Consider the following 14,979-nt stretch of genomic DNA (forward strand, 5'->3'; position numbering starts at 1 on the left):
ATTGCTAAGTTGCTAAACAGTCAATTTATTTCAACTCCTACAAGAAGGGGATTCCCCATGCAGATCCGTCGCGTAGTGGCTGCTACCGCCGCCGTAACCATTGCCGCCACCAGCCTGGTGGCCTGCTCCTCCGATGACTCCAAGTCCCTCAAGGTCGGCACCACCGACGATGCTAAGCAGGCGTGGGTAGCGTTCGAACAGGAAGCAAAGAACGCAGGCTACGACATTGACATCACGCCTTTCTCGGACTACAACACCCCGAACCAGGCTCTGGACCAGGGCGAGCTGGATACCAATAACTTCCAGCACCTGAAGTTCCTGGCGGAATATAACCACGGCAACGGCACCAACCTGGTGCCGATCGTGGCTACCGAGATCGTGCCGCTGGCACTGTTCTGGAAGGACCACGACTCGCTCGACGGCATCGAAGGCAAGAAGGTCGCCATCCCGAACGACTCCACCAACCAGGCCCGCGCCATCAATGTGCTGGTCCAAGCCGGCCTTATCACCCTGAAGGACAAGAACAACCTGGAGCCGACCCCGCTGGATATCGACGAGAAGAAGTCCAAGGTCAAGGTCACCCCGGTAGACGCTGCGCAGACCACGTCCGCATATGGCGAGGGCACCCCGGCGATTATCAATAACTCCTTCTTGGAGCGCGCCGGCATCGACCCAGCCACCGCCATCTTCCAGGACGATCCGAACTCCGAAGAGGCAGAGCCGTACATCAACGTCTTTGCCGTCCGCGAAGAAGACGCAGACAACGAAGACATCAAGAAGCTCGCCGAGCTATGGCACACCGACGCCGTTCAAAAGGGCGTCGACGAAGACTCCGCCGGTACCTCCGTTGAGGTGGAGCGCAGCCAGGAGGATCTGCAGAAGATCCTAGATAAGCTCGAAGCAGATCTGGACTAATCACCCTTGCTTTTACCCCGCCGGAGCCCCCGGCGGGGTTTGGCACTTTCCTAGCTAAGGACGCAAACACGTGGCAGATTCCACTCACCGCGGCACCCGCATCGAGTTCCGCGAGATCACCAAGGTCTTTAAACAGAAAAAGGCACGAGTCAAGGCCCTCGACAATGTCTCCATGACCATCGAGCCCGGCGAAATCGTCGGCATCATTGGCTATTCCGGCGCCGGCAAGTCCACCCTCGTGCGCATGATCAACGGTTTGGACACCCCGTCCGCGGGTGAGCTACTGCTTGATGACACCAATATCGTCGGCATGTCCGAGAAGAAGCTACGCGGCATTCGCCGCAATATTGGCATGATCTTCCAGCAGTTCAACCTGATGAACTCGCGCACCGCGGCGGGCAATATTGAATACCCGCTGCAGCTGCAGGGCGTCGGCAAGCAGGAGCGCGCCAAGCGCGTGCAGGAGCTACTGGAATTCGTCGGCTTGGGAGACAAGGGCAAGAGCTACCCAGAGCAGCTTTCCGGCGGCCAGAAGCAACGCGTTGGCATTGCCCGTGCGCTGGCCACCAACCCTTCGCTCCTGCTTGCCGACGAAGCCACTTCCGCCCTCGACCCCACCACCACGCAGGAAGTCCTCGACCTGCTGCGCCGAGTCAATAAGGAATTCGGCATCACCATCGTGGTCATTACCCACGAGATGGAAGTCGTTCGCTCCATCGCCGATAAGGTCGCCGTGATGGAAAACGGCCGCGTAGTGGAACAAGGCAGCGTCTACGAGGTCTTCTCCAACCCGCAGACCTCCGTGGCCGCCAAGTTCGTGGCTACCTCGCTGCGCAACGAGCCCGACGTCGTAGAAACCGATGACCTACTCGCGCACGAAGGCCGCCTGTTTACCATCAACCTCACCGAGGAATCCGGCTTCTTTACCGCCGCCGCCCGCCTCAAGGAGGCCGGCGTATCCATCGCCGTTGTCCACGGCGGCATCACCACGCTGCAGCAGCATTCCTTTGGCAAGCTGACCGTGCGGCTTAGCGGCGATAATAACGCCATCGAGGAGTTCTACCGCACGCTTTCTACCACCACCCAGATTGAGGAGATTGCACGATGACCGTCACCAACCTCGCCCAAGCCGACTGGGACCGCCTTGGCCCCTCGCTCGCCGATGCCATCGTCGACACCCTCATCATGGTCTCGACTACCCTGATCATTTCCGGCATCCTCGGCCTTGGCCTGGGCATGCTGCTCTACACCACCCGCACGGGCGGAATCCTGCAAAACAGGTTTGTCTACGTCATTGTTAACCTGCTGGTGAACTTCGTCCGCCCCATCCCGTTCATCATTTTGCTGGCCTTTGCCCAGCCGTTGACCGTCGCCGTAATGGGCGGTTCCATCGGCCGCGGCCCAGCCACCTTCGTCATGGTGATCGCCGCAACCTTCTCCGTGGCCCGTGTGGTGGAGCAAAACCTCGTGGCCATCGACCCCGGTGTTATCGAAGCCGCCCGCTCCATGGGCGCCTCGCCGTGGAAGATCATCACCTCCGTGATCGTTCCGGAGGCTCTCGGCCCACTGATTCTGGGCTACACCTTCCTGTTCATCGCCATCGTGGACATGTCCGCTATGGCCGGCTACGTCGGCGGCGGCGGCTTGGGTGACTTTGCCATCGTCTACGGCTACCGCGCCTTCGAGTGGGAAGTCACCGTCGTGGCCACGCTCATCATCATCGTGCTGGTGCAAGCCGCCCAGTTCTTCGGCAACTGGCTATCCTCCAAGGTCATGCGCCGCTAGCCCCCGCTTGCCGACGCCGCCTACCCCGCGACCGGCTCCACGCCGGTCGCTACGATGGCTTGGCCTTTCTTCGGTGCATCGCCGCACGAGGAGACCACGCCTTCTACCTCGCGCTCCTCGAGCGCCACGCGCCAGCGCCGGCCGTCAGCGTGGCTGACCTCGCCGCCGTCGGAGGCGATGAGTTGGCCGTAGGCGAGGTCCTCGCCGGCGTCGATAAGCGAGCGGGCCACTGCCAACTCCGCCACCTGGCCGCGCGGGCCGAAAATACCGCGCCCGCGATTCGCTGGGTAGAAATACTTCCCCTTCGCCGCCGCCGCAATCATCTGCGCGGCGGCTTCTTTATTCATACGGCCAAAGGAATAGCCCCACGGCATGAGCATGACCGATGGTGCAAACCGGTGGCCCTTGGTGTGCGAGGTCTCCCACACCAAATCCGGGTAATCCGCCACCAGGTCCGCCGCCAGCGGCCGACCCTTGACCGCGCAACAAGTATCGCGCTTCGCATGCGTGCACACCAGCACCAGCGGCGTCTCCAGTGCACCGCCCCCATTGCGGCCAGGACCGGTCAGATCTAAATCAAGGATCTTCTCCGGCCCTGTCAATAGCACGAGCTCCATAACGCCCTGTTCGGCCCACACCAAGTAGCAGCGGTGCATCTTACCTACTTGGCGGCCATCGCGGCCCGGCCGGCGAATAAGCTGCAGCCCCGCCGCTCCCTTCAATTTGGCCTTGAGCTGCGCCGTAAGGTCCGACCCAAAGGTATCGCCGTCCAGCACGTCGCGCGACCATCCGCCCGGCCACTCGAAAAGCACATAGACGGATTCCTTCTTCGCCGTGCCCGGCAGCGGCTCTACCTGGATATCTGAACAGAACTCGGTCATATATCTAAGCCTAACCTTTCTGCATTTCAGCTCACACCCTTGGCAACAATTCGGCCACGAAGCACCCCCTCAGCTATACACTTCACGGCCGAAACTATAACCTAGGGGCATGCTTAAAGCCCGTCTCGCCGCAACGCTTCTCGTCGCAGCTTTCCTCGGCGGTTGCGCCGCCCAAGAGACGGACCGCACCACCATGGCCGCATCCGCAGAAAACTCCCAAATCAACCCGTTGGGCCAGGCCAATATGGAGATGAAGACCCTGCGTCCAAAGGCGCCGTCCGAACTTACGGTGACCGATGTGCGCATCGGCCAGCACGAAGGCTTCGAGCGCGTCGTCTTTGAGCTCGACGGCGGCGGCGCACCCGGTTGGTTCGTGGACTACGCTGACACGCCTACGCAGCAAGGCTCTGGTAAAACTATCGCCCACTCTGGCGATACCGCACTCAATGTCAATATTGACGGCGTGGTCTACCCCTTCGAAGCCGGCAAGGACGACCCCCGTATCGGCGTAGTAGATGCGCCCACGGAGGGAATTGTCACCCAAGTGGTCAACGGCGGCACCTTTGAAGGCCGCCGCCAGTTCGTCATCGGCATGAATGCCCGCAAGCCTTACTCCGTGCAGGTGCTCGATAACCCCACCCGCCTCGTGGTCGATATTCGCAATTAGTAAGTCGCCTCAACCCGCCAGCGCCCACCAGCCCATACCAAAAGCCACGCCCGCTGATGCTCTTCGTGCTCAGCTTGCCCCACCACCTGCAGGCGCGCCACATGCTGCGGGCTATCGGTCCACCACTGAGTATCCACCGGCCACGGTCCTGCCCACCCCAGTACGCGGAAGCGGTTCGCACCCCAGCCCAAGGCCACCGGCACGCTGGAGAGGAGGGCTTCGGCGGTAACAAAGACGGGGCGCCCGGCGGCGTCGATAAACCGAATGCGTGCGGCCGGATGATTCGGACCACCGCCCAGCCGTGCAGGCAGGGGCGCGGGAATACGGCCAGGCCACTCGCCCTGCGGCGGTGCGTCACGCTGCTCACCATAGGGAACGTACTCGATGCGCTCGGCCACCCCACGGCCGCCCACTGCCCGCGCCTGCAGCACGCGGTCAATCCCCAGCTGTGATTGCACGCGGGCGATCACGCGCTTGACCTGTTCCTGCGAACCCTCCCCTCCCCAGAGGCCGGCGGCGGCTGGGGCGGCAACCTCCACCGGCTCCAGCGCTAGGCGGCGGATGGCCGCACCCTCACCAGTAGCGCGCGTGAGCCAACCATCGAGCTGCCAGCGCACGCGGTCCGCGGTGGCTTGCTCCGTCAGCGCCTCCTGCGTGCGCCATACCCGCGCCAGCTCCTCGCCGGTGTCAAACTCCGCCACCACGCGCAGCCGCAGGCACACCTTGCCGGCCTCCTCCAAGCGGGCATGCAGCCGAGCCGCGAGTTGGCGGGCTGCGAACGCCGCCGCGTCCACGCGCTCGATGCGCTCCTCCATGTCCACGGCCAGGTCTGAGCGCGCCAGCTCTGGTGCCACGCGCCTATCCGCACGGGCCTGGGCCAGCTCGTGTGCGCGACGGCCCGGCTCGCCGAAACGGGTATCTACCTGCTTAAACGGCAGCGCAGCCAGGTCACCCAGCCGCCGCACGCCCAGCTTATCCAGCTGCGCGATAAACCCAGCATCAAAGCCCAAAGCCTCATCGGCGGCCAGCACGCCTATGGGCTGGGTAGCCAAAAACTCCCGCGAACCGCCCTCCGGCACCACCGTGCCCACACCGCGGTGCCGGGCCGCAATAACGGCCGTGGCAATCTCATCGGCGACGCCGAGGGTGGAGTCGAAGCCGGCGTACGAAGAGGCGTCGACAAGCATCTCTAGTGCTTTTTCCCCGTGGTAGCGCAGCGCAGCGCCCGCGTCCACAATTGCCAGGCCGGGGCGCAGCACCTCCACAGAGGACGCCACCGCATCCAAGCCGGCCGCAACCTCCGCAAACGCCGCGCCATCCCGGTCCGGATTGGCCTCTACCACCGCCGCCTCAGGGCACAGCGCTTGGGCCTGGCGCAAACGCATCCCGCGCCGAACGCCCGCCCGGCGCGCCGCCCTATCGCACACCGCCACCGCGTGGTTGCGCGCAATAACCATCGGCCCCTGACCACCGGCGGCCTGGATGGGCCAATCCGGAAACCACACCGCCGCTACCCTCATACAGCCTCCAACCGGCGGCGCTCACCCACCGTGAGCATCCCGCGCGAGGTAGCCTGCTTCGAGGTCACCTCCACCTCCATGTCCACGCCGCGAATGCGCCCGCTGCCCTTGCCGACGCCCCGATAGGCACTCACCCGTGCCTCTATCCCCACCGCCGTGCCCGGCAGCCGGGTGCCTATCGTGAGCACCGCTGCACGCCCGCCGCGCACCTTCGCCAGCACCGGCCGAGCCTTGGTAGGGCTCACCTCGCCGGGCGGCCCATGGTGGATGACGAGGTCCAGCCCTTCCGCCAATACTCCCGTCACCATCCAGGATTCCAGGCCCGGATCCGGCACGGTCACCACACGTTCGATATCGCCTTTATCGGCCACTTGTGCGAGGAGGAGATCTGGCCACCCCACCACGCCTACATGCCCACCGCGGGCGGTGAGGTGGCAGATAAGCTCTACAATAAGCGCTGGGCAATTTGCACAGTGCGCCACCCGCCGGCGCGCCAGCCCACCTGCAGGAAGCAAGTGCGCCAGGCCAGGAAGTGTATCTACCAGCTCTTCTTCCGGGCCACGCTCCATAGCGCGCATGCGGGTACGCAGCATCGCCACACGGTCCGACCTGCTCAGCCCGGCCACCGCTTTTTCTAGGCGAACGCTCGTTTGACTCACCCGAATAGTATGAACCCTCACCCGGACACATGCAAGTGTATGTTCGAATGGTAACCTTAGCGGCATGAACTTCAATGCTGCCTACGGTGCCATGCGCGAGCACACCACCCCCATCCCCACTCCGGCATGGGTGCGTTTGGGCTCGTCCATCCTCATCGGTGCGGCCGTGGCACTCTTGGCAAGCCGCGCGCATATCTTTGCCGCACTGGTTGGGGCGCTCGTATGCCTCGTGGCGGCCTTCGTTCTCGTCTTTGCCCACCCCTACCGCCGCGCGATGCGTGCTTATGCCGACAAGCGCAACGTCACCTTGGTTCCCACCATCGCACAGCTCGTACCGCTTATGATTCTGTGGCTTATGGTGATGCTCGCGCCCATCGTGGCCCTGCCCACATGGGGCGCCGGCCTGGTGTGGCTAGTGGTCTTTGGGCTGAGCTTTTTCGTCTTCCCCCACGTGGATGGCACGCGCCGGCTCGCGTTTGCCTAATCTATGCGACACTTTTAGGGGTTATCCACAGCTTTTTCGGCCTGCCTCGGGTGTGCGGGCCGGGTTATCCACAGAATGTGCCGCAACGGTTGCTCCGGCCGCGCGCCGGTGTAGGTGCACGCCGTAGCGTTGCAGGCATGAACGCACTCGAGACCTACCTCACCGCCTTGGGCCCCGGCATGGATATCATCGCCGGGTGCCAAGGCATGTCCGGGTCCGAGCTCATGGACCGCGGCGCGCCCGATACCATCGCCGCCGATCTGCTTCTTTTGTGCGAAAGCTACTTCGGCCGCACCAAATTTACGCGCCTGCAGCGCCGCGCTATTGCCGACGCCCGCCGCAACACCCATTCCATTGCCACGCTTACCGCCCTAGAGCGCATTGTTAACCGCGCGCCCAGCAAGAAGCAGGCATGGCAGCTGCGTGCGGAATGCTGCGCGATGACCGGTTCGATGAGCCACATCCTCAAGCACGCCCGCCGACGCCTGCGCGAAATGAAAGACAACACTGTAAGCCCAGGCGTGCGCACTTACCGACGCCCCAATGACTACTGGACACTTGCCATCACCGGAACCTCTAGTTTCATTGCGGATCTTAACGCCGCGCTGGCCGCGACCGGAAAGCAATCACTCGAGGCGGTAGAAAAGATCTTCTTTGACCAAGCAGCGGCCGCGCGGGCAGAAGTGGTGACTAATGCCATCGTGCCGCTGGACAAATTCATCCGCATCCGCGACGGCCGCGGCGATGATATCGAACTCGATCTGACCAACGGCGCCACCATCACCGGCACCGAATATCTGCGCCGCGTGCTCAACGACGTCGGCTTTTCTGGCGACAAAGAAACCGGCTACGTCACGCTCGTGCACCCCGAAGAAGGCCCAGTCAACTTGTACCGGACCGCACGCGTGGCCAATGACAAGCAGCGCATTATGGCCGCTGCAGAAAATCCACGCTGCGCCTGGCCGGGCTGTAACCAGCCGGCCGACCTCTCCCAAGTCCACCACCTTAAAGCGTGGAGCAACGGCGGGGAGACAAATATGAAAAACCTGGTCATGTGCTGCGCTTACCATAATGGCGTCAACGACGATGATCCTAACGCCCCACCTCGGCGCGGCCGCCTCGAGCGGGTGGGCGGACGCATTGTGTGGCGGCCACCGTTTACCCCGCGCGAGTAAGTGCCGCCACTAAAACGAGCGAAAAGGCGCCCAGCGATAGCCTGAGCGCCTTCTACGCATGCCGTTTTACTCCCACTCGATGGTTCCCGGTGGCTTGGAGGTGCAGTCCAAGACCACGCGGTTGACGTCCTTTACCTCGTTGGTGATGCGGGTAGAAATCTTCTCCAGCACCTCGTACGGCAGGCGGGTCCAGTCCGCGGTCATGGCGTCTTCCGAGGACACCGGGCGCAGCACGATCGGGTGGCCATAGGTGCGGCCGTCGCCCTGCACGCCGACGGAGCGGACATCGGCCAGCAGCACTACCGGGCACTGCCAAATCTGGTCATCTAGGCCGGCATTGGTCAGTTCTGTGCGGGCAATGAGGTCTGCCTCGCGCAGGGTTTCCAATCGCTCTTCGGTTACTTCACCGATAATACGGATGCCCAATCCCGGGCCGGGGAATGGCTGACGGTTGACGATCTCTTCCGGCAGACCCAGCTCACGGCCGACGGCACGTACCTCGTCCTTAAACAGCAGGCGCAACGGCTCGACCAGCTCGAACTCCACATCATCTGGCAGACCGCCGACATTGTGGTGAGACTTAATATTCGCCGTGCCATCGCCGCCGCCAGACTCGACAACGTCCGGGTACAGCGTTCCCTGGACGAGGTAGTCGACGGTGGAGCCTGCAGGGGCGTCGTCAAGCACGCCTGCAACCGCGCGCTCAAAGGAACGGATAAACTCCGCGCCGATGGCCTTGCGCTTGGCTTCTGGGTCGCTAACGCCTGTCAGCTTCTCCAAGAAGGCAGCGCGCTCATCCGCAGTCACCAGCTTCGCGCCGGTGGAGGCAACGAAGTCCTTTTCTACCTGCTCGCGTTCGCCGGCACGCAGCAAGCCGTGGTCAACGAAGACACAAGTGAGACGATCTCCAATGGCGCGCTGCACCAGTGCGGCCGCCACAGCGGAATCCACACCGCCGGACAGGCCGCAAATAGCGCGGCCTTCCTCGCCCACCTGCGCGCGGACATCCGCGATGAGCTGCTCGGCAATATTATCGGCCGTCCAATTCTGCTCTAGGCCAGCAATCTGGGTAAGGAAACGGGTAAGCACCTCTTGGCCGTGCGGCGAGTGGAGCACCTCAGGGTGGTACTGCACGCCGGCCATCTGCTTGGCTGGGCACTCCATAGCGGCAACGGGAGCACCGGCCGAGGTGGCAGTAACCTCAAAGCCTTCAGGTGCAGAAGAAACGGCATCACCGTGGGACATCCACACCTTGTGGGTGGACTCTAGGCCAGCGTGAAGCACACCGCCCTTAATGTCTATATCGGTGCGGCCGTACTCACGCTCGCCGGTGGAAGAGACAGTGCCACCAAGCGCATGGTTCATGGCCTGGAAACCGTAGCAAATGCCGAAAACCGGAATGCCGAGCTCAAATAGCTCTGGCTTGAGGGCCGGGGCACCATCGGCATATACGGAAGATGGTCCGCCCGACAAAATGAGAGCGGCTGGGTCCTTTGCTTTAATTTCCTCTACAGAAGCGGAGTTGGGGACAACCTCGGAGTAAATCTTGGCCTCGCGCACGCGGCGGGCAATAAGCTGCGCGTACTGAGCGCCAAAGTCCACCACGAGGACGGGGCGCGGGGTAGTATTTGGCTTAGTCACGTCCCATAGTCTAACCCACTAGACTAATGACCTATGAAGCGCTTGACTGTTGTGCTCGCCGCGGGGCTTTTAATGTGCGGTTGCGATACCACACCAACCACGGCCGCGGTGACGTCTGCGCTGGATGAACAAGGCCCACAGCAGATAACGCTCCCGGCCGCGGAGATTTTTGGAGACCAGTGGGATGAGTGGGTTCCACTGTGTGGTTCGCGGCAGGCAGAGCGCGTGGGACACTCAGATGTGGCGGATAATTCGGTGGTGCTGCGTGCGGCCGCGGAGGAGAAGGTAGTAGAGCTCAATCCAACGGGAGCACGCGTGTGCCCGGTACAAAATGCAGGGCACTGGCGGCCGATGGCACGGGAGACCACGTGGAGACGCGAAGGTGGTTGGCAGCTAGTCTCCTAACCGCTCTCCTAGCTTTCTGGTGTTTATCAGTGGATCAGCGGTATGCGGAAAAGAAGCCTAAGCACAAGACGCGGCTGTACCAAAAGGCACAGCCGCGTTGTGGGATTCGATCCGGAATTAGTAGCGAACAGCGAGTTCGACCTTTTGGAAGGACTTCAGGTCGGTATAGCCGCACTTGGCCATAGAACGGCGCAGCGCGCCGACGAGATTGGTGCGGCCGAAGGGCTCGCTAGAGGGGCCGTGCAACACGGTTTCAAGCGAGGGGGCCGCAGAATTCTCTGCCGCTTCGGCCGAGGTGCCGGTGGTGAGAAAATCCACGTCCAAGTCGGTATCGGCACCGGAGAACTGAACGAAGCCTCGTGGGAAGCGCGGGTGTCCGGCCGTGGCGGGCCAGTACCAGCCCTTACCACCGGCCTCGCGGGCCTGAGCAAGCAGCGGCCCTAGAACGACGCCGTCGGCACCGCACGCAAAAGCCTTGGCGATATTGCCGGAGTTTTCAAACTCGGCATCGGCGATGATGTGCACGTAGCGGCCGCCGGTCTCGTCGAGGTAGTCGCGGCGGGCGGCGGCGGCGTCGGCAATCGCAGTGCCCATGGCCGAGTCGATGCCGACGGTCTCGGCGTTGGTGGTCACACCCGCGCCTACAATGACGCCGGCTGCACCAGTGCGCATAAGGTGTAGCGCGGTGGTGTAGTCGGTGACTCCGCCGGCAATGACGGGGACGTCCAGCGAGCCGATAAACTCCTTGAGGTTCAATGGCTCACCGCCGGTAGCTACATGCTCGGCCGAAACCAAGGTGCCCTGAATAAACAGCAACTCGGCGCCGGCTTTGATGACCTTCGGAGCCATCTCGCGGGCGTGCTGCGGCGAGACCCGCACAGCTACAGTGACGCCGGAGTCGCGGACTTGGGAGATGCGTTCGGTAAGGAGGGCGTCGTCAAGCGGGGCAGCGTGTAGCTCCTGAATGATGGAGTTATCACCCGGCTGCGAGTAAATGCGGGCTAAAGCTCCCTCGAGGTCCTTGTGGCGGCCCCACAGGCCCTCGGCATTGATGACACCCAGGCCGCCTTGCTTGCCCATCTCGATGATGAATTCGGGCGTGGCGAGCGCATCGGTGGGATGGGACACGAAGGGAATGTCGAAGGTATATGCGTCGATGTTCCAGGTCGTATCCACGTCCTTGGAAGAACGGGTACGACGCTGCGGCACGATGGATAGTTGCTCTAGATCGAAGGTGCGGCGGGCCTCGCGGCCGATGCCAATTTCGGCGTATTCACGCATGATATTCCTAGCGGTAGTTTGGTGCTTCTGCGATTTGCTGCAGGTGGTGCGGGTGGGATTCCTTTAGGCCCGCGGCGGTGATTTGAACGAAGCGCTTGGTCTTTAACTCGGCCAAGGTGGCGGAGCCGGTATAACCCATAGACGCGCGCAAGCCGCCGACGATCTGGTGCACGATGGCATCGATATCGCCGCGGAAGGGCACGCGGCCCTCGACACCTTCCGGAACCAGCTTGTCTTCACTGCGCACATCGGCCTGGAAGTAGCGGTCCTTGGAGTAGGAGCGCTTCTCGCCGGAAAGTCCGCGGCCCTGCATGGCACCCATGGAGCCCATGCCGCGGTAGCGCTTGTACTGCTTGCCCTGGTAGACAACGATGTCACCGGGGGCTTCGGTAGTGCCAGCGAACATGGAACCCAGCATGACGGTATCGGCACCGGCCGCCAGAGCCTTGGCGACGTCGCCGGAGTACTGCATGCCGCCATCGCCGATAACCGGCACACCGGCCGGGCCAGCTACTGCGGCGGCCTCCATCAGGGCGGTAATTTGCGGCGCGCCCACGCCGGCGACGACGCGGGTGGTGCAAATGGAGCCTGGGCCAATGCCGACCTTGATGGCGTCCGCGCCAGCATCGATCATTGCCTGGGCGGCCTCGCGGGTGGCGAGGTTACCGCCGATGACGTCGACCTTGGAACCGAAATCTTTCTGCACGCGGGAGACCATTTCCAGCACGCGGTTATTGTGGGCGTGGGCGGAGTCGACGACGAGGGCGTCTACGCCGGCGTCGACAAGCGCGGCGGCGCGCTGGTAGGACTCTTCCCCGGTACCGATGCCGGCCGCAACCAACAGGCGGCCGGCCGAGTCCTTGGACGCGTTAGGGTACTGCTCAGTCTTGACAAAGTCCTTGACGGTAATCAAACCGGTGAGCTTATTATCTGCATCGACGATGGGCAGCTTTTCCACCTTATTGGCCGAGAGCAGTTCGAGGGCTTCCTTCTTGGATACGCCCTCGCGCGCAACAACAAGCGGCATGGCCGTCATGACTTCGCTGACCTTGCGGTCAAAGTCAGGCTCGAAGCGCATATCGCGGTTGGTGCAAATGCCAACCAAGGTGCCGTCCTCGTCTACCACCGGCAGGCCGGAGATGCGGAAGCGGGCACACAGCGCGTCTACTTCCCCGATGGTCATATCCGGGCGGGCGGTGATCGGGTCGGTGACCATGCCGGACTCGGAGCGCTTGACTATTTCTACCTGCTCGGCCTGGTCCTCGGTAGAAAGGTTGCGGTGCAGCACGCCGATGCCACCTTGGCGGGCCATGGCAATGGCCATGCGCGCCTCGGTCACGGTATCCATGGCGGCCGAGGCAAGCGGAACGCCGAGGCGGATATTGCGGGTAAATTGCGCGCCGGTATCGACCTCGGAGGGCACGATATTGGATTCGGCGGGCAAAAGGAGCACATCGTCAAAGGTCAGGCCGCGCAGGGCTACCTTGTTCGGGTCATCTCCACCAGTATGAATACGATTCTCGCTCATCGAGGTCTCTCCTTAACAGGTTTAGCGGCTAACCCAACTGTAGTGCGTTGCCGGCCGAAGACACCATTTGGGCAGGGGGTAAATTGCCTCGGGCGAGCAAGTTCAATAGGCTCGCAGGCGTGAACTTCTTCGCCAATATGCCCCGCGATCCTTTCGCCGACGACCCGAATGACCCAGCCTCCTTCTTGGAGGAGGACGAGCAGGTCATGCCGCTTACCGACGACGACCGGATCGCCATCATCCACGACCTCGCGCTGGTGCAGAAATTCGCCTCCATCCTCGGCCCACGCGGCATCGATGGCATCTTCTTCCTGTGCGAGGATTGCCAGGAAAACCACTTCTATGAGTGGGATATTATGGCCGCTAATATGCGCGCTACGCTCGAAGGGGAGCTAGCGCCCGTGCATGAGCCGAGCGCCGAGCCAGATCCCTCCCGCTACGTGCCCTGGGACTATGCCTTGGGCTACTTGGACGGCTTGGAGGGCCGCTAGCTACTACTACTACTGCTACTGCTGTTGCTGGCCCAGTTCGATGGTGGTCGTAGGCTCGTCCTCATCGTTGGGATTAGGCTGCGGGTTTTGCTGGGCTTGCTCCGTGACTACCACGGTTTCGGTGGCGTACTGCGTTTCGGTCACGGTGGCCGGTTCCGGCCGCTGCTCCGGCTGAGAGGCTTTTTCTGCCACGGTTTCGGTGGCGGTCTCCGTAACGGTGTGCGGGGTAGGCTTCGGGTGCGCAGAGCGCTTTTGTTCGGCCTCACGGTTGACGGCGATGGCCTTTTCTTCCTTGCCTTCGGCCTCGTCCAGCTTGGCGCGGGCATCCTTCATCAGTTCGCGAGCGCCTTCAATATCGCCTTCGGCCGCGCGAGATTCCATCTCTTCCAGCGTGCCGGCCAGTTCTACGTTGCGAGTCTTATCGCCGTTATCAAAGGTTCCAGCGTGCAACATCGCACCACCGGCGCCAGCGATGACTAGGGTTGCGGCGGCAGCGCCGATGAGCCCATGCACAAAGGGGCCGCCGCGGCGACGTTTGCGGGCTTGGCCCAAGTCAATGACCTCAGGCTCAGCGTCGGCGCCTTCTACCAGCGGTGCTGGGGGCATCTGCTTGTCGACGTCCCCCTTTAACTCCAGCAGCAACTCCGCCAGGGCATCCTGGCCATCGGAAGGGTCGGTTCCCTCCGAAAGCTCGGTGAGGAATGCATCATCATCTACCAAGGGCTGGAGCTGGTCCGCGAGGCCGTCATTATCGCCGTGGTGCTTCGGTGCCATGATGGTGTCTCTCCCCCTTCCTTTCTGTTATGAGATATCCGCTGTGAGTAGGGCAAGAAGACCCTTAGTGCGCAGTTTCCTGTGCGGCTTGGAGAGTCTTTCGCAATTGAGCGAGCGCTCGGTGCTGTGCGACACGAACCGCGCCTGGGGTGGAATCCACAATTTCCGCGGTCTCTTCTGCCGACAAACCATTGAACACGCGCAGAATAACGATGTTTTTCGCCTTGTCACTTAACGTATCGAGCAAGGCGCGCATTCTGTTACTACCGTCGGCCTCCAACGCCCATTCTTCGGGGGTGGCTTCTCGCGCGGAATCTTCTGGGATTTCTTCGGTAGGCGTGGACTTATCGCGGCCCATGGCGCGGTGGGCGTCAGTGACCTTATTAAAGGCGATGCCATAGACGTAGGCCATAAACGGGCGGCCCTTGTCTTCATAGGAACCAATAGAGGTGGCTACTGCAAGGCAAATCTCTTGGGCCACATCTTCCGCAGTGGGCTGGCGTCCGCCGCCAATGCGGGCGCGGCAGTAACGCAGCACCTGCGGGTGAATGATCCGCAGGACTTTTTGCAGCGCCCGCCGGCTGCCGTCGACGGCATGCGGGACGAGATCCGCTAACTCCTGTTCCTTATCACTCACGTATGCACCCTCTGACATGTTTTAAACCGGTAACTAACCATATTGGCACAGGGGAAGTTTATGCAAAGGCAGCACGCGGTCACATCGCCGATGCAACCGGAGCAGCAGAAAATTCATATACCGTTAACCTTCGCCG

Annotated in this window: 16 protein-coding genes; 8 read left to right on the plus strand and 8 right to left on the minus strand. The window is 62.3% G+C overall.

Annotated features, from left to right (window positions below; genetic code table 11):
- Nucleotides 1-57: 57 nt before the first annotated feature.
- From L8V01_RS06925 to L8V01_RS06935, 3 genes are all read left to right on the plus strand, one after another.
- Complete coding sequence (locus L8V01_RS06925) at nucleotides 58-915, plus strand: MetQ/NlpA family ABC transporter substrate-binding protein (RefSeq protein ID WP_269946386.1); 858 nt, start codon at nucleotides 58-60, stop codon at nucleotides 913-915.
- A gap of 70 nt (nucleotides 916-985) precedes the next feature.
- Nucleotides 986-2,023 (plus strand): methionine ABC transporter ATP-binding protein, encoded by a 1,038-nt coding sequence (locus tag L8V01_RS06930; protein ID WP_269946387.1) that lies wholly within the window; start codon nucleotides 986-988, stop codon nucleotides 2,021-2,023.
- Complete coding sequence (locus tag L8V01_RS06935; protein ID WP_259885505.1) at nucleotides 2,020-2,700, plus strand: methionine ABC transporter permease; 681 nt, start codon at nucleotides 2,020-2,022, stop codon at nucleotides 2,698-2,700. The genes L8V01_RS06930 and L8V01_RS06935 overlap by 4 nt, the downstream gene beginning before the upstream one ends.
- A gap of 20 nt (nucleotides 2,701-2,720) precedes the next feature.
- Here the strand turns inward: L8V01_RS06935 and L8V01_RS06940 are convergent, their stop codons facing one another.
- A complete protein-coding gene (locus L8V01_RS06940; RefSeq protein ID WP_269946388.1) occupies nucleotides 2,721-3,581 on the minus strand; it encodes a sucrase ferredoxin in 861 nt (286 codons plus the stop codon).
- 109 nt (nucleotides 3,582-3,690) lie between these two features.
- On the opposite strand from L8V01_RS06940, the gene L8V01_RS06945 reads away from it, so the two are divergent.
- Nucleotides 3,691-4,248: an AMIN-like domain-containing (lipo)protein gene (locus tag L8V01_RS06945; protein ID WP_269946389.1), complete on the plus strand. Its 558-nt coding sequence runs from the start codon at nucleotides 3,691-3,693 to the stop codon at nucleotides 4,246-4,248.
- On the opposite strand, the gene L8V01_RS06950 is transcribed toward L8V01_RS06945, so the two are convergent.
- On the minus strand, nucleotides 4,245-5,768 hold the full coding sequence (locus L8V01_RS06950; RefSeq protein ID WP_269946390.1) for a DNA polymerase Y family protein: 1,524 nt from the start codon (nucleotides 5,766-5,768) through the stop codon (nucleotides 4,245-4,247). The genes L8V01_RS06945 and L8V01_RS06950 overlap by 4 nt on opposite strands.
- Nucleotides 5,765-6,361 (minus strand): hypothetical protein, encoded by a 597-nt coding sequence (locus L8V01_RS06955; RefSeq protein ID WP_269946472.1) that lies wholly within the window; start codon nucleotides 6,359-6,361, stop codon nucleotides 5,765-5,767. The genes L8V01_RS06950 and L8V01_RS06955 overlap by 4 nt, the downstream gene beginning before the upstream one ends.
- Nucleotides 6,362-6,491: 130 nt before the next feature.
- On the opposite strand from L8V01_RS06955, the gene L8V01_RS06960 reads away from it, so the two are divergent.
- Both L8V01_RS06960 and L8V01_RS06965 read left to right on the plus strand, forming a co-directional pair.
- The gene (locus L8V01_RS06960) at nucleotides 6,492-6,911 is read left to right on the plus strand and encodes a hypothetical protein (RefSeq protein ID WP_269946391.1); all 420 of its coding nucleotides are present in this window, start codon (nucleotides 6,492-6,494) and stop codon (nucleotides 6,909-6,911) included.
- A 137-nt stretch (nucleotides 6,912-7,048) separates the two neighbouring features.
- On the plus strand, nucleotides 7,049-8,086 hold the full coding sequence (locus L8V01_RS06965; RefSeq protein ID WP_269946392.1) for an HNH endonuclease signature motif containing protein: 1,038 nt from the start codon (nucleotides 7,049-7,051) through the stop codon (nucleotides 8,084-8,086).
- 66 nt (nucleotides 8,087-8,152) lie between these two features.
- On the opposite strand, the gene guaA is transcribed toward L8V01_RS06965, so the two are convergent.
- Nucleotides 8,153-9,727, minus strand: coding sequence for a glutamine-hydrolyzing GMP synthase (gene guaA / locus L8V01_RS06970; RefSeq protein WP_269946393.1), 1,575 nt, complete (start codon nucleotides 9,725-9,727; stop codon nucleotides 8,153-8,155).
- A 33-nt stretch (nucleotides 9,728-9,760) separates the two neighbouring features.
- Here guaA and L8V01_RS06975 point away from each other — a divergent pair, with 33 nt between their 5' ends.
- A complete protein-coding gene (locus tag L8V01_RS06975; RefSeq protein WP_269946394.1) occupies nucleotides 9,761-10,132 on the plus strand; it encodes a hypothetical protein in 372 nt (123 codons plus the stop codon).
- Between the two features lie 117 nt (nucleotides 10,133-10,249).
- Here the strand turns inward: L8V01_RS06975 and L8V01_RS06980 are convergent, their stop codons facing one another.
- The gene (locus L8V01_RS06980; RefSeq protein WP_269946395.1) at nucleotides 10,250-11,413 is read right to left on the minus strand and encodes a GuaB3 family IMP dehydrogenase-related protein; all 1,164 of its coding nucleotides are present in this window, start codon (nucleotides 11,411-11,413) and stop codon (nucleotides 10,250-10,252) included.
- Nucleotides 11,414-11,420: 7 nt separating this feature from the next.
- Nucleotides 11,421-12,941: an IMP dehydrogenase gene (guaB, locus tag L8V01_RS06985; RefSeq protein WP_269946396.1), complete on the minus strand. Its 1,521-nt coding sequence runs from the start codon at nucleotides 12,939-12,941 to the stop codon at nucleotides 11,421-11,423.
- Between the two features lie 119 nt (nucleotides 12,942-13,060).
- Between guaB and L8V01_RS06990 the strand changes: the two genes are divergently transcribed.
- Entirely contained in the window at nucleotides 13,061-13,432 is a 372-nt protein-coding gene (locus L8V01_RS06990) for a DUF5319 domain-containing protein (RefSeq protein ID WP_269946397.1), read from the plus strand.
- Between the two features lie 15 nt (nucleotides 13,433-13,447).
- On the opposite strand, the gene L8V01_RS06995 is transcribed toward L8V01_RS06990, so the two are convergent.
- Entirely contained in the window at nucleotides 13,448-14,206 is a 759-nt protein-coding gene (locus tag L8V01_RS06995) for a hypothetical protein (RefSeq protein ID WP_269946398.1), read from the minus strand.
- A gap of 64 nt (nucleotides 14,207-14,270) precedes the next feature.
- Nucleotides 14,271-14,843, minus strand: coding sequence for a sigma-70 family RNA polymerase sigma factor (locus L8V01_RS07000; RefSeq protein ID WP_269946399.1), 573 nt, complete (start codon nucleotides 14,841-14,843; stop codon nucleotides 14,271-14,273).
- Nucleotides 14,844-14,979 lie beyond the last annotated feature (136 nt).

It is taken from the genome of Corynebacterium curieae (assembly GCF_027570035.1).
Lineage (GTDB): Bacteria > Actinomycetota > Actinomycetes > Mycobacteriales > Mycobacteriaceae > Corynebacterium > Corynebacterium curieae.